Genomic DNA, 18,035 nt, shown 5'->3' with positions numbered 1-18,035 from the left:
TGTTTTATTCTCTGTTTTTTACAACAATCCAACCTGAAAACTTGAAAGGAGTGTTCTTCTTGTCATTCTCGTTCCATGTTACAGAATACCAGTAGGTGCCTGTTGGGATATTCTTGCCGCCAATTCGGCCATCCCATTTGTAACCATTGGATTTGTCTCCCTGGTGGATTTTTGTTCCGTATCTGTCAAAGATACTCAAAATAAGATTCTGTTTGTCTGCCATCGCAGAATAATCTACAACATCATTGATACCATCTCCGTTTGGAGTAATCATATTGATAAGATTAGGAACAACTACCGTAACTTCAATAGGCTCGCAGTCATAAGCATCCTTTACATACACTTTGTAAGTTCCTCTTGCTACATTAGAGAATGTATTGGAAGCCTGCCATAAAATTTTATCCATAGAGTACTGGTAATCCGGAGTTCCTCCAATAACATTGATCGTTAATGTAGTGTTGGAAATATCAACATTTGTTACTACCGGCTGTTCAGAAGGATATACCGTTACTTTTTGAGTGGCAACACATTCCCCTGTTTTTAATTTTACCCAGTAAACTCCTACACCTACATCTTTGATAGACTGTGTTGTAGCTCCAGTACTCCATTCATAGCTTTTAAATCCAGGTCCCGCATCCAAAGTGGTAGTGTCTTCCATACAGATGATTTTGTCTTTCAATACACTGGATGTTACCGGGGCAATTACAGTTAAACCAATCTTTACTACTACATAACAACCTCTGGTGTCAGACACTCTTACGTATACTAAACCGCTTGGTGCAATATAATTAGCATTTAAAATCTCATTGGTTCCGTCAATTGCATCTGTTAGTGAAGGAAAGTATTTTTTAGTGATACCTGCCTGTGGCGTGATAACAGCAGCATTATCAAGGTTGAATAAGGCTGTGGAAGGATTCGCTTCAATAAAGCATGATCTTAATTCTGCATCTTTCGCAATGATTTGCGGATAGAACTTAAGGGTAATTTCTGCAATATCACTACATCCGAATACCGAAGTTACTTTTACATATATTTTACCCTCTGCAGAAACAAACTGATAGATGTTGGTAATCTCATTAATTGAGTTATTCAGGTCGTATAAAGTATAATAATATTTCTTGGTTGCGGTAGGATCAGGGAAAACATCTGCAGTCGTAAGGTCATAAGTTGCCGTACCTGCATTATTATTGTTACAGCTTGTTAATGTTACATCTGTTGCCTTGATGGTACCATCTTTGAATTTAAATTTACCCGTCTGTCTACACTTATTAATAGGGCTGTTAGGGTTCGTCGGGTCAGTATAATTGATACTGTAGAAATAAACACCAACAGGAGTAACCGTTTGAGGACCAACAAGAGGGTTGTTGCCGGTTAAGGCATCATTTTGACTTGTATGATAGCTGATACTGAAATTTGGATTGCCGTTAAGAATTCCTGCTGATAACGATGCGAAATCAAAAGTGGCCGGATTAGAACATATGATGACTTCTCTTGGGTCATTAGGGTTAGCCCCTGGAATTCCCGGAGGTACAAATGGGTGAGGCTGTATATTTGGATCGGTGAACGGAGACGATAAAGTAGCCGTTCCGCCCCATGATAATTTGAATCCGTTAGCTGTTTCTCTGTGGTTATTCACAATGATATAGTAAGTCTGACCCGGCAATACATCCATGTATTTTACCCATTTGTCTCCTCCGGCGCCCTCACTAAGATCTGTAGAGGTCATGTTAAGACCTGTATTCCCACTTAGTCCGGAATAGGAACAACGTATCGGGGTACCAAGGTTTGAGCAGGATTTGTCAGGTCCATAAACACCAAAGTCATAATCGTCACTCTGGTCGTTAGGGATAATTTCAAAGGTAAGGGTTCCGCCTGTAGCTATCGTAAAAGAATACCATACCGAATACTTTTCGTCAGAAGTTAAACATCCGCCCAGATCTTCCGCAATGTCTCCGTGTCCGCCTGGTGTATATGAAATGTCAGAGTTACCGCAGACCGCCATTGCAGTACCACAATCTGACTGGGCAAATAAAAAATGTGAAAATATGATTAAGAAAACAAGTAATGTTTTTTTCATGAGAATTAATTTTTAAAAACAAATATTAAAACTGTTTAATTACTAAAAATGCTCTTTTTATCTGATAATTTCGAAATCTTTTATAATAAAAAAACTGATCGTCCCAATTAGCTCAGGAGATCATGCATTTTACTTATTGTTAGTTTGTTCCGATCAGTTGTTTTCCCCAGTTGGGTGAACTGGATGCAGTGGCTGATGTTTCAAATTCTTTGGCTGCTTTTTGATAAAACTTTATAGCTTCAGTCTTGTTTCCCTGCTTTTCAGCAATTTCAGCTTTTAGAAAGGAAAGTCTTGGATTGTTCTTTAAAGTTGTTTCTGCCTTATTCATGAAACCTGTCACAGTCTTTAATTCCTTTTGAGGATCTGCCGCTGTTTTTATTCTGATTTTCTGAAAATGAATAAGCGCAAGAAGAAGGTTTACTTCTCCATTGTTCTTTTCAGAAGCAAGGGATTGCATGGCCAGTTTTCTTGCAGTCTCATTAGGCTCTCCAAGAGGGCTGTTCGGACTGTTATTTAAAAGGAAATTCGTTTTAAGATATAATGCTGCTGCTGCATAATAATTAGCCTGCCATTTATCTGAAGTTTTAGCTTCTGAAAACCTGGAAAATAGCATATCGTAATCGTTTTCTGTTTTAGCGTTATCGAATTGTAAAACAGCTTGTTGTAAGGTTTGATCTGAAAAAAATTGAGCATTCATCAGAGAACCTGTCACGAGAAAACTCAAAATTAGTAAAAGTTTAGTCATAGGGGGATATTTTATGAAGCAAATATAAAAAATTATTAACGTTAAATTAAAGATTTTGAGATATATTTAACGAAAGTAATACATTGGTTTTAAATGTGGTATTTTATTTTTGGGATTCAATAATGCATGGATCATAAATATATTAGTTGTTTTAATAAATATTTGAGATAAAATTCTTTAATAATTTTAAAAAAAACGGGTATAAAGCAAAAATCAGAATAGAAAACATTCTATTCTGATTTTAAGTATTTCGGATTTTGATTTTTTTAATATCCGATTTTAAATAGACTGGTAAACAATAAGTTAATATTGCATCTTTCTCAATTTAGGATTGGTGCTTCCTACAAGCAGTGCAACTAAAACAGTCATACAGCCGCCAAATACAACAGAGCGCACTACTCCCAGTAATTTGGCCATAAGCCCGCTTTCGAACTGTCCCATTTCATTGCTGGACATAATGAAAATTGAATTCACACTCAGAACACGTCCTCTGATATGATCAGGCGTTTTTAACTGAACAATTGTACCGCGGATAACAACAGAAATCCCATCCAGCATTCCGCTCATCACCAGAAACATAAAAGACAGCCAGTATAGTTTTGATAACCCGAATCCAATAATGCATAACCCGAATCCGGTAACAACCGCAAGAAGTATTTTCCCTTGATTTTTCCGAAGAGGAACAATAGACAAAATAGTAATAATACACATGGAGCCAATATCTGAAGCAGCGTTCAGTAAGCCGAAACCTTCAGCTCCCGAATGTAAGATATCAGTCGCAAATACAGGGATCATAGCTACAGCACCACCGAAAAGTACGGCAAACATATCAAGGCACAGCGCTCCGAGAATCTCTTTGGTTTTAAAAATATACGAAATCCCTTCACGCATACTTTCCACTACATTTACTGTTTCCTTTTTATATTCGGAATGCTGTTTGTGAAGCTGCCAGAAGAATAACGATGCAACAAATATTAATGTTAAAATAGCAACCAGGGTCCATTTTACCCCGATAAACCCAATAAGAACACCACCGATAGCATGGCCGCAAACAGAAGATATCAGGAACGTTGCCTGATTTAAGGTTACTGCATTTGGAAGGTTTTCTTTCTTTACAATTTTAGGAATCATGGAAGGAACAATAGGGCCGATAAAGGCTCTTGCTATCCCTGTGAAAAAAATAACTCCATAAATATAATAGGTAATCTGATGACCGGTAAAGTGCATTTCCACATTAAAGAATGCGGGAATCAGCAGAAGCCCAATCAGAAAAATATATGCATAATTACAAATAAGGAGCAGCCTCTTTTTTTCATTCATGTCAATAACATGTCCGGCATACAGCGCACAGCTTACAGCAGGAATCACCTCTGAAAGTCCGATAAGGCCTATTGAAAAAGGATCTTTTGTTAATTGATACACCCACCATCCTAATAAAGTGGCAAGCATTCTGAAAGCTAAAACAATAAAAAATCTCCCGGTGAGAAGATTTCTGAATTCAACATTTTGTAATGTTTGTAACGGGGTAAAGGAAATCATGAACAAAAATAGCCCTAAAAATTTATTTAGGGCCATTTATATGTCAGTTTTTGAAAGATATATTAAATAAGTCTCAAAAGATAATATCTATTTTAGTCTGCTCTTGTAGAACTTAGTACGATAGCGGCAACACCTGCTGCGCCAATGATGGTAGCCCCTGCAGCAATTCTTGCCTTTCTTCTGTCTTTTACAGCAGCCACATTGGCTTTAGGAATAATTACTTCTGTACTGTCTTTTTTACCGGCTGTACCCACCAGATTTTCACCAACAACGTTTCTGAATAAGATGGTCTGCTTTGGTGAGCCATCTCTCATCGTTACTTTATATATTTTTCCGGCTTCAAGATTAGAGTAGTTGTTTTTTGAAATATCTTCGCTATATTTTGTAGTAGCACAAGATGTAATAATAAATAAAGATGTTAGTAAAGATGATTTCAACAGTACAGATGCTTTCATTATTTTCTTTTAGTTTTTCAAATTTATAATTTTTTTTGAATATACGTTTTTGGAATTGAAAAAATATGATTAAAATTTGTAAATTCCCAATAAATCTGCAATCTTTCTGTCATTAGCCAATCTTGGCGTCTTATTCTGGCCACCTAATTTTCCCTGGGATTTGGCATATTCATGAAATGCTCCTTTCTTAAGTCTCGTAATCTGCAATTTCTGTAATATATTCCCTGAAATCAAATCATCATAGTAAGTATTTCTTTTACGAAGCTGCAGATCAAGTTCGTCCCTGAATGCTTCCAGGTTTTCAGGTTCTTTTTCAAATTCAATTAGCCATTCATGATAGGGAAGTCCTTCAGCCGGATTTACCTGCGGAGCCAGATGAAATTCTGTAATCTGTGCCGGATATTTTTCAAGGGTAGCCTTCATTGCTTCCTCTACCTCAAAAGCAATCACGTGCTCTCCAAATGCAGAAGTAAAATGTTTTGTTCTTCCGCTTACCAAAACCCTGTACGGATCTTTGCTGATAAATCTTACAACATCTCCTATAGAATAGGCCCACAAACCGGAATTGGTCGTAAGAATTAATGCGTAATCTTTATGAAGCTCAACTTCTCTTAAAGTTAATCGCCTTGCTCCGGGCTTACCGTATTCTTCCAAAGGAATAAATTCATAGAAAATCCCGTGATTGGTTAATAATAAAAGTCCTTCTTTGGTATAATCATCCTGGAAAGCAAAAAAACCCTCAGAAGCAGGGAAGGTCTGAACAATATCTACCTTTCCTCCCAATAATTCTTCCATTTTATCCCGATATGGCTCGTAATTAACGCCTCCGGTGACAATAAGCTGAAGATTGGGGAAAAGCTGTTTGATTTTTTTACCGTGTTTCTCTGTCAGTTTCTCAAAATACATGATCAGCCACGGCGGAATTCCGGAAATCAGAGTCATATTTTCATGTTCCGTTTCCTCAATGATTTTATCTACCTTAGACTCCCAGTCTTCCATGATATTGGTTTCCCAGCTTGGCAGGCGGTTTTTCTGAAGGTAATTAGGAATGTGATGCGCTACAATACCTGATAGCCTTCCCGTTTTTATTCCGAATACTTCTTCCAGCTCCGGGCTGCCCTGAAGAAAAATCATTTTCCCATTTACGAAATCAGCATTGTTTTTTCTGCTGATATAATGAAATAAGGCGCTTTGAGCTCCGGCAATCTGAAACGGCATTCCTTCTTTGGAAATCGGAATGTACTTAGAGCCGGAAGTGGTTCCTGAAGTTTTGGCAAAATACTCCGGAGTTTCTGTCCATAGAATATTAGCCTGTCCTTTTTTTACCCTTTCAATATAAGGTTTCAGATCTTCATAATCAGCTACAGGAACTCTGTCCTGAAATTCTTTTACAGAATGAATATTTTCAAAATCATGTTCCCGCCCGAAAAGTGTTTTTTGAGCAGTATTCACCAGAGAAAGGAGTAAGTCTTCCTGGTTTTTCTCAGCATTTTTTTTGAAATCCTCTGCTTTTTGGACGTGTTTTTTTGCCCAGATCAGCGCTGCATTTTTCTTGAAGAAGTTTAACATGGGTCAAATTTATAAATAAGTAGAGAATCTGAAGTCATTTTTATGAAGCTTCACATAAAAAAGCCGATGGAACAGGTTCCATCGGCTTTTCGAAATTTGATTATGAAAATAACAACTATATGTTGATGTTATGCTTATTTGTTTGCTTTGTACCTTTTATCAGGGGTGCCGTCTTTTTTCAGGTGTTTGTTTTCTTTATATCTCTTATCCGGAGTACCGTCCTTTTTCATTTTGGCAGCCGGTTGTGCAGGCTTAGCTGCTTTTGCATCCATTGCCGGTTGGGCAGCTTTCACTTCAGCTGGTTTTGCAGCTGCCGTTGCTTTTACAGGCGGGTGCGCTGGAGCACTTTTAGCGGGAGCAGTCTGCTGAGCAGTGGCAAGTCCTAATCCAAGGATCAAAGACATTGCAGATAAGAATTTTTTCATAAGAATTATTGTTTGTTTTTTGTTGAATAAAGATATACAAAAAGCAGGCAAAAAAACGGGGATTCTCAAACTTAACTAAAGTTTATTACAGCTTAAAAAAAAATTAAAACACTTCATTTACAATGAAAAAGCCTGTCTCCATTTCCGGAGACAGGCTTGCATAATATATAAATAGACATGGCTAGCGCGTACAGTTGGCTGTCCACGTTTTACCATCCTTTGCGTATAGGATTTTTAAGACATTATTGTCAATTCTGATGTAAGAGGTAGCTGTAGAACCAATCATAACAAGGGTATGATCTCCTTCCTGATTAAACTCTATTCCGTTAAGATCCGGAATGCTGTTGGAGAAAGCAAAATTATATTTGGTACCACTGGCAATCTTTGTTACAAATACACTTCCGTTATCTGTGCTGATATTGGTGGATCCTCCGTCATTATAAGAAACTTTTCCTTTATAAGTTCCTGCGAAAAATTCATTGTTTACCGGATCATCATCTTTACTGCACGACGAAAAAGATAATGCTGTAAATACCAACAGCATCATAACTCCTAAGATTTTAATTGCTTTTTTCATAATATTATTCTTAAATGTTTGGTTATAGCTTAAAAGCCAAACTCTATGCCACGAAGAAATAGTTGAATTTTTTTAACAGGTTATTAAATAAAATTGTAAAAAATTAAGAATTGTGAGGCTAAGTCCTTCATTTTAAAACCATCAGTCTTTTCGTTTTTTAGAGGAAGATAAAAAATATGCGTACCTTTGTATATCATAAACGGTTTCGGAAAACTCCCGAAATCGCTTTGTCGTTTATACCATTACTTATTTATGCAGTTAAAATCCATCAATGAAAAGTTCCTTCCAGACCTTATGCAGAAAGAGTTTGGAAAAGAAATTTTTACCCGCTTAGAAAACAATCAGCATATTGCCGTAAAAGGAAGTGCCGGATCTTCAGTTTCTATTTTTGTGGCGGAGCTATTTTTGGTCCAGAAGAAAAATATTCTTTATCTGGTAGATGATAAGGAGGATGCATTGTATGCCAATACGGAGATGGAGGATCTTTTGGGTAAGGATAAAGTTCTGTATTTCCCGGCAACTCATCTGGAGCCTTACCAGGTGGAAAAGACTCAGAATGCCAACCTGGTTTTAAGAACGGAGGTCCTCAATAAAATAAATTCCGGAAGATCTCCGAAAGTTATTGTGGCTTATGCCGGAGCTTTATCTGAAAAGGTATTGAAAAAGGAAGATTTTAAAGCAATTTCTCATCATATAAAAGTTGGGGATCAGCTTGATTTTGATTTTGTGGATGAACTGCTTAATCATTATCATTTCCAGCAGGCTGATTTCGTTTCAGAACCGGGAGAATTTTCTGTAAGAGGAGGAATTGTAGATGTCTTTTCCTATTCACATGAAAAACCGTACAGAATTACTTTCTTCGGTAATGAAGTGGAAAGTATTAAAACCTTTGATATCGAAACCCAGCTTTCGGTAGATAAAGTAAAAGATTTTCAGCTGGTGTCCAATATGAACTTTTCAGTGACGGGAACCAGAGTTTCTTTGCTGCAGTTATTGCCTGCGGAAAGTTTTGTAATTTCCAGAAACGGAATGGTAGGAATGCAGAAGATAAGAACGTTCTACGAAAAGTCTCTGGAAAAATATGATAGTTTAAGTAAAGATATTGCTCACAGGACTCCGCAGGAACTTTTTATTTCTGATCAGGAGTTTTTGTTCGATTATAAAAAATTCAAAACGGTTGATTTTGGAGGAATCATCATTGAAGGATTGAAAGAAGTAACCGAAGTAAAAATGGAGCAGCTTCCACAGCCTTCTTTTCATAAAAACTTTGAACTGCTGATCGAAGATATCGAAGAAAAGCAGAATGACGGATTTGATACCTGGATTTCCTTTTCAACAGAAAAGCAGAAAGAAAGGCTGGAGTCTATTTTTGAAGAACTTGAGCATGAGCTCCCATTTAAAAGCTTTAAGTCTGAACTGCACGAAGGATTTGTCGATAATGGGCACAAACTGCTGGTTTATACGGATCATCAGATCTTTGACCGTTACCAGAGATATAAAGCGAAAAATACTTTTGCAAAATCTGAACAGCTTACCCTGAAAGACCTGATGTCTCTGAAAATCGGGGATTATATTGCCCATATCGATCATGGAATCGGGAAGTTTATGGGATTGGTGAAAGTGAACAATGACGGAAAGATTCAGGAATGTTTCAAACTGACCTATAAAAACGGAGACTTATTATATGTAAGTATTCACTCTTTACATAAGATCTCAAAATATAATGGGCCGGATGGAAAAGAAATCGTTCTGAGTAAACTGGGATCTCCGACCTGGAAATCTTTAAAACAGAAAACAAAAGCGAAGGTAAAGCAGATTGCTTTTGACCTTATTCAGTTATATGCCCAGAGAAAAACGGCAAAAGGGTTTGCGTATACTCCGGATTCCTACCTGCAGAATGAGCTGGAAGCCAGCTTTATTTATGAAGATACTCCGGATCAGGAAAAGGCTACCGTAGATGTAAAGAGAGATATGGAAGCTGATACGGTAATGGACAGGCTTGTGTGCGGAGATGTAGGTTTCGGTAAAACGGAAGTTGCAATCAGGGCGGCATTTAAAGCGGCTACGGATGGAAAACAGGTTGCAGTATTAGTGCCTACAACCATTCTTGCTTTTCAGCATTACAGAAGTTTTAAAGAGAGGCTAAAAGATTTTCCGGTAAATGTTGCTTATGTCAACAGATTCAGGACAGCCAAGCAGAAGTCAGAGACTTTAGAGGCTTTAAAGAACGGAAAAGTAGATATCATTATCGGAACGCATCAGTTGGTAAGCAGTTCTGTGAAATTTAAAGATCTTGGTTTATTGATTATTGATGAAGAACATAAATTTGGAGTTTCAGTAAAAGATAAATTGAAAACGCTGAAGAATAATGTTGATACCCTTACACTTACAGCCACTCCTATTCCGAGGACATTACAGTTCTCATTGATGGCGGCGAGGGATTTATCCGTTATCAAAACACCACCGCCGAACAGGCAGCCTGTAGATACACAGTTAATAGGATTCAATGAAGAAACGCTTCGTGATGCGGTTTCTTACGAGCTGCAGAGAGACGGCCAGGTATATTTTATCAATAACAGAATCGAAAACCTGAAAGATATTGCAGGGCTTATTCAAAGGCTGGTTCCGGATGCGAGAGTAATTACGGGACATGGGCAGATGGAAGGAAAACAGCTTGAAAAGAATGTTCTGGATTTTATGGAAGGTAAGTATGATGTTCTTGTATCCACTACCATTGTAGAAAGTGGAGTAGATGTGCCGAATGCCAATACTATTTTTATCAATGATGCGCATCGGTTTGGGATGGCGGATCTGCATCAGATGAGAGGAAGGGTAGGGCGAAGCAACAGAAAAGCATTCTGTTATCTGATCACTCCTCCTTATGATATGATGACCTCTGATGCCAGAAAACGTCTGGAAGCTATTGAACAGTTTTCAGATCTGGGAAGTGGTTTCCAGATTGCGATGAAAGATCTGGAAATCCGTGGTGCCGGTGATCTTCTGGGTGCCGAACAGAGCGGGTTCATCAATGAAATGGGATTCGAAACTTATCAGAAGCTAATGCAGGAAGCTTTGGAAGAGCTGAAAGATGATGCTGATTTTGAAAGTCTTTTTGAAAATGAAGAAGACAGACAAAAGCTTTTCAAATCTGTGAAGGATGTCAATATTGATACTGATTTAGAGTTGATGCTGCCGGACTCCTATATTTCCAATACTGAAGAAAGGCTGTTGCTGTATCAGAAAATTGCTGAAATTACCAACGAAGCAGATCTTCATCAGTTTGAACTGGAGCTGATTGACCGTTTTGGAGCTTTGCCGAAAGAAGCTGTCAATCTCTTAAAAAGTGTTTCCCTGAAATGGCTTGCTGCTGACATTGGCTTTGAAAAGATTGTCATGAAAAACGGAGTATTTTTAGGCTACTTCCCGGGAAATCCACAGGATAAGTTTTATCAGACAGACAGATTCAGGCATATTATTAATTATCTGACCCGGAATCCGGCTGAGGCCCAGCTTAAAGAAAAGTCCGGAAAAGAAGGTAATCAGTTGATGATGAGAAAAGAAAGAGTTAAAAATGTAGATGAGGTTAATCTTTTGTTGAAAGCAATTATTGAACATAATTAAATTTTAATTCCTGGTTACTGGAAATAATATTATAAAAATTCTTAGAAACGTGTAAAAAACTTAATTTTTTACACGTTTTTTTGTGATTCTTATCATGTTTTTATATTGTAATATTCCTGTTAAAGAGAATTAAGGCTGTTTTTGAGCATTTAAAATCACTTTTCAATGATTAAAAGAATTCTGTAAATCCCCGTACAGTAAGGGTTTGAGACGTTATATGATTTTTTTGAGATGTTAAAAGTAGAGTTATGTAGAAATAATTCTACTTTTATGTGTGATTAATTCTATTCTGTAATGTGTTTATTTCTATAAGTTTATAGATGTATAACTGGAATTTTTTGGACTTCGTTGTGTAACTTTGCAGTCCTTAATTATGAAAACAATAATACATTGCTGCGTGGCTGGACTTCTTTCAATCTATGCCAACGCACAGGTGGGAATCGGTACTGCAAAACCTAAATCCGTTCTTGACGTGAACGGAAAAACCACCTTAAGAAAAGAACTTAGAGTAGGAGGTACTTCAACTCAGGCTGGAGAGGCCGGGTTAAACGGCCAGGTTTTGGTTTCTCAGGGCGAGGGTTTGCCTCCTGTGTGGAAATCTTTGAATGTTTCCTTTATGGAAGAGGGACAGTATAAGCTGATTAATTCTTATCTGTCGTCGGATCAAACGGGTATTATTTCACTTACGGACGGTGTTGCCGGTGATGGTATCTACACCAACAAAGTTGGGGATAACATTTCTGATATCACAAAAGGGAATTGGAAAAAAATAGATGGACTTAGCAATACTTTTACCATCAAAAACGGAAGGAACAGGCTTACTTACCAGTTCCAGACCGGAATTGAAATGAAGGCTTCCACAGCTACTACAATACAAAGCGTCAGATTTACCTGCGGTGTTTTCAGAAACGGAGCACTGGTAGCCGTACGCCCGGATAGAATCGCTTCCAATAACAACAGCGGAAAAGCCGGACTTCAGGATTATATATTTACGCTTAACTATACTGAGCAGAACGTTCCTGTAGGCGTTCATAATATTGACATTGCATGCAGAAAGATTGATACTTCAAGCACTGCTTCGCAATTTGCGATCGGACGTAATGTACAGTCTTCAAATGGAGCTTCCAGTGCATTTACTCTGGAATCTACCATGAAAATGGATGTTATCGAATACGTGAGCTATAAAAACAACTAATGATGAAAAAACTATTATCGACACTGCTTTTTAGCATAAGTCTTTTGGCAACAGCTCAGGTAGGAATAAAAACAGAGTCCCCAAAAGCAAAACTTGACGTAAACGGAGATGTGAATTTCAGAAATAAAATCGGGGTTTTTAATTCTGCTGATAATTCTGTTTTTCATGGAAATAATGACCAGATACTGGTTTCTCAGGGTGAAGGTTTTCCACCGATGTGGAAATCACTTCGGATTCCTGAATACGAACCTAATAAATTTTACCTGATTTATAACAACTCATTCTCGGATAATACAGGAATTACCTTTACCTCTTCTGAAAACTCTTCGGTAAGCATGACTTCGAGAGGAGGAACATTTACACAAGGAAAACAATATAGTACTCTTACCAACTTCAAGAAAATAGACGGGCTTTCACATGTAATCAGTGTATTCAGTACCCAAAGTAAAGCTTATTTTCAGTTTGAAACTGTTGTACAGGCAGATTTTGGGGCGGCAGGAAGTACAGACAACTCTATAGACTATGCTTGCGGAATTTTTGTGGATGACAAACTGGTCAACCTGAGACAGCGAAATTTGAAAGCTATTACTACGTCATATCCTTTCCTTACTCATACTCAGATCGGGATTGTAGACAATCTTTCCAAAGGAGACCATACGGTAAGTGTTGCATGTACAAGACTAGGTTCCTATGGTGCTTCAGGTACAGGAAATAAACTTACCATTGGAACTAATGTGTATAGCAATATCAACAGCTTTATTTCACAGTCTTCCCTTAAAATAGATGTGTATGAAGTTCCGGAAGTATTTAACACGATTATAAATTAAGAAGGATTATGAAAAAAATATTATTTGTTACATCTCTTTTGTTAGCAGCTGCAACAAGCGCCCAGGTGGGTATTAATACTCCTAATCCGACTAATATGCTGGATGTGAACGGAGATCTTAACGTAGGAAAAGAATTAAGAACCGGAGGTACTGATTTACTGAAAGGTTCTGCCGGTACAGCTGGTGATATATTTCACAATAATGCGGATTTAGGTACAAATGACTGGAAAGCTATTAAAATTGCTGACGGGCAGGGAAGTATGTCTCTTTTTTCTATCAACACCGTTGCGGATAAAACCGGAATCAGCTTTTCTGGTGCCAGTGGTGCTACCAGCCCCTATGGTAATGGAGATCCTCTGACGGGAGGCTGGACTGTAATCCCAGGAACAGTAGATACATTTTCTGTTACCAACGGTACAAACAAAGCTACTTTTTCATTTCAGACCACTGTTCAGAAGACAGGTACAAATTCTGCAAGTTTTGCCTGTGGTATTTTTATAAATGATGCCCTTAGAGCAGTGAGAACGGACGTATTATTGGGGGACAGCGGTGCTTATAAGATTTTTAACCTTAATGCTACTCTTACCAATCTTACTCCCCAAAATCAGTATTCCGTTAAAGTAGCCTGTATAAAAAGGGCTATTGCAGGAACAGTACTTGGAATAGGAACAGCGGTTGATACTGCTTTTCTCAACAGTGATATGTCGCAGTCTGTTTTGACGACATCCATATTGCAGCCTTATTAATTTTCATGATCATACAATAATAGGAAATCTAAAAACGTTATGTTTTTAGATTTTTTTTGTTTATTAACTCTATTTCTTGTGAATTTGTTCGGATAAAGTAAAGTGTATTATCAAAAATTGAATTATATTTGGACAAGCTAAAAAAATTCTATATGGTAAAAAACTATTTTTTTAAAATGTTTGCCGGTATTGCTTTTCTTGGGCTGCTGACAGCATGTACTACTACCTCTGATCCTACAGAATCCATTCCGAATCCGGATGACGGGCCACCTCCTAAAAAGATTTTATCGAAGGTTAGTTCGAATAATGTTACTCAGGAAGAATATGCTACTACAGCGGTAACCGGAGATCTGCAGACTGCAGTATCCAAAGATGAGTCTTTTAGCGGAAGTGCTTATTATACAGCAACGGTAACATACACCAATAAAAATATCACTAAAGTTAAATATGTAAGTTCAGCTGCATCCAGCCTCACTTATGAATTTAATATTGTTCCTGATGCTACAGGTAAAAAGATTTATAATGCTACTTCTACAGCCACCGGAGCAACGCCGTCTGTATCTGTTGTAAGTGACTATGCATTTACCTATAGTGCGACCACCAATAAGCTTACCAAAATTCTTGAGAAGAGAAAAGAAGGTGGAATCAGTGCCTATAACAGATTTATTGACTACAGTTTTGTGTACAATGGTGATAATGTTATTCAGGTTGTTTGTTCCAAAGGTCTGCTGGATATCAACGGAAACCCGAATATGAGTACGGCCGTAATAAGCAAGTATAGTTTCCAGAACTATGATAGTCAGAAAAGCCCGTATTCTACCTTGCCATCAGTTTATTTCATCACCCGAAGTCTGATCAATCCGGCACAATTCTACAAAATATCTCCGAACAATCCCACCTCTATGTTTATAGAATTACCATCACCGGCTGCGCCTGTTAATACGGCTCAAAGCTATTCTTATGATAATCAGGGGTATGTGGTTGTTGAGAAAAATCAGAATACAATTTTTACCTATAAAAATTTATAGTAGAAATATAGCTATTAATCTTACCAGAATATAAATAATATTACAAGTTTTAGGCAAAAAAAAATTATATTTGTCAAAAAAATAATCAATTACAAGGAAATGAAGCAAATTTTCTATTTTATTTTACTGATCGCAGGTTTCTCCTCAGTACATTCCTGCAAGGATATGCTGGATGAGGATGGAAATCCTTTGCTGGATCTTAACGAAACAGGAGGGTTAAGCGGTCCAAGAGCATTATACAGAGAAATTACAGATAAAGATACCATCGCAGAATATCGTTATAGCGGGCTTCTAGTGACTAAAGTAATCACAGACAGTGCTTCTATCACTGATATTATGTACAGTGGCGATAAAATCAGCCAGATTAATTTTAACGGTTTCCTTGATCTAGACGGAAACGGGAAACTGGATAAAGACAGTGTATCCTACACCCAATTATTCTCTTACGGAAACAACAGCAAACTTCAGACGATTTCTGAAAACCGTTCTATTTTCAGAAGAACTCCGCCTGTAATACCTGGAGATCCTCCGGGACCACAGACTTTGTTGAGAAAAGAGAAAACATCTTATCAGGTTAAGTATAGCACTGCCACAGGAAAACTGGATTCAATCATTATGAGAAACGGTCCGGATGTTCCCGGAGCCCCACTTAATTTCACCGATTATTCTAAGACAGCTTATACTTACGTAGGAGATAATGTTTCTAAAGTAGTAAGACACTACGGAACAATGACAGGAGGTGCATTTGGTGCTGTTACCGGTAAATACAGCTACGAATACTATGCATATGATGAGCAGGTAAGCCCATTCACGTTGTTGCCGCATGTATATAAAATCTCAAGATTATTATCTACGATAATCAATGATAAAGAAAGTCTTATCTTGTCTCCGAACAACCCTAAGAGATGGTCGGTAACAGATCTTACACCGCCAATTCCAACACCGGTTGTGAAGAGTACCAATTACGTTTATGATCCTCAGACTTACATGACAAAAGGATATGGCGTTAATTACATCTATAAACCACAATAGAAGAATTTTTTTAACAATATTCAAACTCAATCTTTCCTAAGATTGAGTTTTTTATTTTTTATACCTTAATTTTGCAAAAAATTTCTGATGAAATATTTAATTGTCGGGCTTGGTAACAAAGGCTCTGAATATGAAAATACACGACATAATATAGGATTTAAAGTAGCCGATAAAATAGCGGAAACCCTTGAAGTATCATTCAATACATCGAATTTCGGATGGCTGGCAGAAGGAAAACATAAAGGAAGAAAAGTTTTTGTCCTTAAACCTGATACTTATATGAATCTTTCGGGAAATGCTGTGAAGTACTGGATGCAGAAAGAAAACATTCCTTTGGAGAATGTGCTCATTGTTACCGATGACCTTGCCCTTCCTTTCGGAACTTTAAGATTGAAAGGAAAAGGATCTGATGCGGGTCATAACGGACTTAAAAATATCAATGAAGTATTGCAGACTCAAAATTATGCAAGGCTTCGCTTCGGAATCTCTGCAGATTTTGCTGCCGGAAGACAGGTAGACTATGTATTAGGAACGTGGAATGAGGAAGAAGCTGAAAAGCTTACGGAAAGAATTGAAACCTTTTCCAAAGCCGCTCTTTCTTTCGTTTTTGCCGGACTGAATAATACGATGTCCACTTTTAACGGGAAATAATTTCAGAAGGGAAAAAACTGTAATGACCATATAGTTTATAGAATAAATGACTGCCTTAAAAACAAGGCAGTCATTCAATTTTATATGCTTAAGAAGATTTCTTATTTTTTTTAAAAATAATAATTTACACCAAGCTGGAAATTAGTGTTTTTTGAAGTTTCTCCAAGCCCAAACTTTAAGGTGTCAGTTAAACCAGCAATATAACGGATATTGACTCCTATATTCGGAGTAAACCTGTATCCCAGCCCAATTCCTGCTCCAAAATTAAAGGTTCTGAATGAATCTTTATTATTGCCCTTATAAGTTTGTCCATCAATATCCCCTTTTGCCTGCGCATTGACAAGAAATCCAAACTCAGGACCGGCTTCCAGATAAAATTCCGGAGTGGCATTGTATTGAAGCATTACAGGAACATTGATATAACTAAAGTTTTGCTGCATATTCTTTATTGTATAAGTGCCCATGTCATAATCACCTTTTACTTTTGCCCCCTGCTGGCTGTAAACAATCTCCGGCTGAAGATTGAATGCATCAGAAACAGGGATATTAACAAATGCTCCGGTATAAAAGCCGACTTTAGATTTCATCTCGCTTCCAGATATACCAGAAAGGTTCCCTCCTGCTTTAATACCTAATTTGGGTCCGTCTGTAGATTGTGCAAATGCCATAGTTCCTGCAACTATGCATAAGCTAAGTAATTGTTTTTTCATTAATATGTTTTTAAAAAATTATAGAGTATTATAATCAGATATTGCTGTTCACGGTATCCTTGTGAAGCTAATGTTTTTTTTCTTCAGTAAGGATGACGGTTATCACAGATACAAATTTGTACAAATGAGGTCGTTTTCACGAGTTGTGAGACGACCTCGTTTCTTTTGTGTATTTAAGAATATTCTCTTTTTTTCGCTATTTAGAAATAGTAATTCACACCTAGCTGCAAATTAGTATTTTTGGAAGATTCTTCAGCGTCATCTTTGACAATTTTAGTTAAACCGGCAATATAACGGACATTGACTCCCAGATTGGGAATGAATTTATATCCGAGGCCAATCCCTAATCCAAAATTAAACGTGTTTAATAAGCTTTTATTATCCCAGCTAAGTGATTCGCCGAGAAAATATTCTTTAGCCTTTGCATTTATAAGGAAGCCAAATTCAGGTCCTGCTTCCAGATAAAATTTAGAAGTGGCATTGTACTGAATCATTACAGGAACATTGATATAGTTAAGGATTTGCTTTATATCCTTTACAGGGATAGCTCCCAAAAGATATTTATCTTTTGCTTTTGCCCCCTGTTGGCTGTACACAACCTCCGGCTGAATAGTGAATACTTCAGAAATGGGAACATTTACAAATGCTCCGGCATAAAATCCAATTTTAGATTTAGAATCACTTCCTGTAAAGCTTGAAAGGTTCCCTCCTGCTTTAACACCAAATTTAGGTCCACTTGTTGATTGAGCAAATGCCATAGTTCCTATAACTATACATACGCTTAGTAATTGTTTTTTCATAATTATGTTTTAAAAAATGTATATTTTGATTGTGAAGC

16 protein-coding genes are annotated in these 18,035 nt (G+C 37.3%); 7 read left to right on the top strand and 9 right to left on the bottom strand.

Features of this window, described 5'->3' with window-relative positions:
* Window positions 1-4: 4 nt before the first annotated feature.
* The 7 genes from FFS26_RS04475 to FFS26_RS04445 all read right to left on the bottom strand — a co-directional run bounded on the left by FFS26_RS04475 (window position 5) and on the right by FFS26_RS04445 (window position 7,387).
* Complete coding sequence (locus FFS26_RS04475) at window positions 5-2,077, bottom strand: T9SS type B sorting domain-containing protein (RefSeq protein WP_137904405.1); 2,073 nt, start codon at window positions 2,075-2,077, stop codon at window positions 5-7.
* Window positions 2,078-2,216: 139 nt separating this feature from the next.
* On the bottom strand, window positions 2,217-2,822 hold the full coding sequence (locus FFS26_RS04470; protein ID WP_137904404.1) for a tetratricopeptide repeat protein: 606 nt from the start codon (window positions 2,820-2,822) through the stop codon (window positions 2,217-2,219).
* Between the two features lie 303 nt (window positions 2,823-3,125).
* Complete coding sequence (locus tag FFS26_RS04465; RefSeq protein WP_110008420.1) at window positions 3,126-4,361, bottom strand: MFS transporter; 1,236 nt, start codon at window positions 4,359-4,361, stop codon at window positions 3,126-3,128.
* Between the two features lie 92 nt (window positions 4,362-4,453).
* A complete protein-coding gene (locus FFS26_RS04460; RefSeq protein ID WP_137904403.1) occupies window positions 4,454-4,816 on the bottom strand; it encodes a hypothetical protein in 363 nt (120 codons plus the stop codon).
* 69 nt (window positions 4,817-4,885) lie between these two features.
* A complete protein-coding gene (locus FFS26_RS04455; RefSeq protein ID WP_137904402.1) occupies window positions 4,886-6,385 on the bottom strand; it encodes a GH3 auxin-responsive promoter family protein in 1,500 nt (499 codons plus the stop codon).
* Between the two features lie 134 nt (window positions 6,386-6,519).
* Window positions 6,520-6,810, bottom strand: coding sequence for a hypothetical protein (locus tag FFS26_RS04450; RefSeq protein WP_110008423.1), 291 nt, complete (start codon window positions 6,808-6,810; stop codon window positions 6,520-6,522).
* Window positions 6,811-6,991: 181 nt separating this feature from the next.
* Window positions 6,992-7,387, bottom strand: a complete 396-nt coding sequence (locus tag FFS26_RS04445) for a hypothetical protein (protein WP_110008424.1) — start codon at window positions 7,385-7,387, stop codon at window positions 6,992-6,994.
* Window positions 7,388-7,639: 252 nt separating this feature from the next.
* On the opposite strand from FFS26_RS04445, the gene mfd reads away from it, so the two are divergent.
* The 7 genes from mfd (at window position 7,640) to pth (ending at window position 16,487) form a co-directional block, all read left to right on the top strand.
* Window positions 7,640-11,008 carry a transcription-repair coupling factor gene (mfd, locus tag FFS26_RS04440; protein WP_110008425.1) on the top strand — a complete coding sequence of 1,123 codons (3,369 nt, stop codon included), beginning with the start codon at window positions 7,640-7,642 and terminating at the stop codon, window positions 11,006-11,008.
* Window positions 11,009-11,381: 373 nt separating this feature from the next.
* Window positions 11,382-12,203, top strand: coding sequence for a hypothetical protein (locus FFS26_RS04435; protein ID WP_110008426.1), 822 nt, complete (start codon window positions 11,382-11,384; stop codon window positions 12,201-12,203).
* A complete protein-coding gene (locus tag FFS26_RS04430; protein WP_137904401.1) occupies window positions 12,203-13,030 on the top strand; it encodes a hypothetical protein in 828 nt (275 codons plus the stop codon). Before FFS26_RS04435 ends, FFS26_RS04430 begins: the two co-directional genes overlap by 1 nt.
* A gap of 8 nt (window positions 13,031-13,038) precedes the next feature.
* Window positions 13,039-13,776, top strand: a complete 738-nt coding sequence (locus FFS26_RS04425) for a hypothetical protein (RefSeq protein ID WP_137904400.1) — start codon at window positions 13,039-13,041, stop codon at window positions 13,774-13,776.
* Between the two features lie 152 nt (window positions 13,777-13,928).
* Window positions 13,929-14,804, top strand: a complete 876-nt coding sequence (locus tag FFS26_RS04420) for a hypothetical protein (RefSeq protein ID WP_137904399.1) — start codon at window positions 13,929-13,931, stop codon at window positions 14,802-14,804.
* Window positions 14,805-14,903: 99 nt separating this feature from the next.
* Window positions 14,904-15,836: a hypothetical protein gene (locus FFS26_RS04415; RefSeq protein WP_137904398.1), complete on the top strand. Its 933-nt coding sequence runs from the start codon at window positions 14,904-14,906 to the stop codon at window positions 15,834-15,836.
* A gap of 87 nt (window positions 15,837-15,923) precedes the next feature.
* Window positions 15,924-16,487 carry an aminoacyl-tRNA hydrolase gene (gene pth / locus FFS26_RS04410; protein WP_110008431.1) on the top strand — a complete coding sequence of 188 codons (564 nt, stop codon included), beginning with the start codon at window positions 15,924-15,926 and terminating at the stop codon, window positions 16,485-16,487.
* Window positions 16,488-16,597: 110 nt separating this feature from the next.
* On the opposite strand, the gene FFS26_RS04405 is transcribed toward pth, so the two are convergent.
* Both FFS26_RS04405 and FFS26_RS04400 read right to left on the bottom strand, forming a co-directional pair.
* Window positions 16,598-17,197, bottom strand: a complete 600-nt coding sequence (locus FFS26_RS04405) for a porin family protein (protein WP_110008432.1) — start codon at window positions 17,195-17,197, stop codon at window positions 16,598-16,600.
* Window positions 17,198-17,397: 200 nt separating this feature from the next.
* Window positions 17,398-17,997 (bottom strand): porin family protein, encoded by a 600-nt coding sequence (locus FFS26_RS04400; RefSeq protein ID WP_110008433.1) that lies wholly within the window; start codon window positions 17,995-17,997, stop codon window positions 17,398-17,400.
* Window positions 17,998-18,035 lie beyond the last annotated feature (38 nt).

Origin of the sequence: Chryseobacterium sp. 2VB (genome assembly GCF_005503635.1) — a bacterium.
In the GTDB taxonomy this organism is placed as follows: domain Bacteria; phylum Bacteroidota; class Bacteroidia; order Flavobacteriales; family Weeksellaceae; genus Chryseobacterium; species Chryseobacterium cupriresistens.
This window is presented reverse-complemented; position numbering and strand designations above follow the sequence as displayed.

Coding starts and splice junctions, on each gene's coding strand:
- FFS26_RS04460 (WP_137904403.1), bottom strand. CDS start 4,816: ATGAAAGCATCTGTACTGTTGAAATCATCTTTACTAACATCTTTATTT.
- FFS26_RS04475 (WP_137904405.1), bottom strand. CDS start 2,077: ATGAAAAAAACATTACTTGTTTTCTTAATCATATTTTCACATTTTTTA.
- FFS26_RS04455 (WP_137904402.1), bottom strand. CDS start 6,385: ATGTTAAACTTCTTCAAGAAAAATGCAGCGCTGATCTGGGCAAAAAAA.
- FFS26_RS04425 (WP_137904400.1), top strand. CDS start 13,039: ATGAAAAAAATATTATTTGTTACATCTCTTTTGTTAGCAGCTGCAACA.
- FFS26_RS04405 (WP_110008432.1), bottom strand. CDS start 17,197: ATGAAAAAACAATTACTTAGCTTATGCATAGTTGCAGGAACTATGGCA.
- FFS26_RS04465 (WP_110008420.1), bottom strand. CDS start 4,361: ATGATTTCCTTTACCCCGTTACAAACATTACAAAATGTTGAATTCAGA.
- FFS26_RS04420 (WP_137904399.1), top strand. CDS start 13,929: ATGGTAAAAAACTATTTTTTTAAAATGTTTGCCGGTATTGCTTTTCTT.
- FFS26_RS04435 (WP_110008426.1), top strand. CDS start 11,382: ATGAAAACAATAATACATTGCTGCGTGGCTGGACTTCTTTCAATCTAT.
- mfd (WP_110008425.1), top strand. CDS start 7,640: ATGCAGTTAAAATCCATCAATGAAAAGTTCCTTCCAGACCTTATGCAG.
- FFS26_RS04450 (WP_110008423.1), bottom strand. CDS start 6,810: ATGAAAAAATTCTTATCTGCAATGTCTTTGATCCTTGGATTAGGACTT.
- FFS26_RS04470 (WP_137904404.1), bottom strand. CDS start 2,822: ATGACTAAACTTTTACTAATTTTGAGTTTTCTCGTGACAGGTTCTCTG.
- pth (WP_110008431.1), top strand. CDS start 15,924: ATGAAATATTTAATTGTCGGGCTTGGTAACAAAGGCTCTGAATATGAA.
- FFS26_RS04445 (WP_110008424.1), bottom strand. CDS start 7,387: ATGAAAAAAGCAATTAAAATCTTAGGAGTTATGATGCTGTTGGTATTT.
- FFS26_RS04400 (WP_110008433.1), bottom strand. CDS start 17,997: ATGAAAAAACAATTACTAAGCGTATGTATAGTTATAGGAACTATGGCA.
- FFS26_RS04415 (WP_137904398.1), top strand. CDS start 14,904: ATGAAGCAAATTTTCTATTTTATTTTACTGATCGCAGGTTTCTCCTCA.
- FFS26_RS04430 (WP_137904401.1), top strand. CDS start 12,203: ATGATGAAAAAACTATTATCGACACTGCTTTTTAGCATAAGTCTTTTG.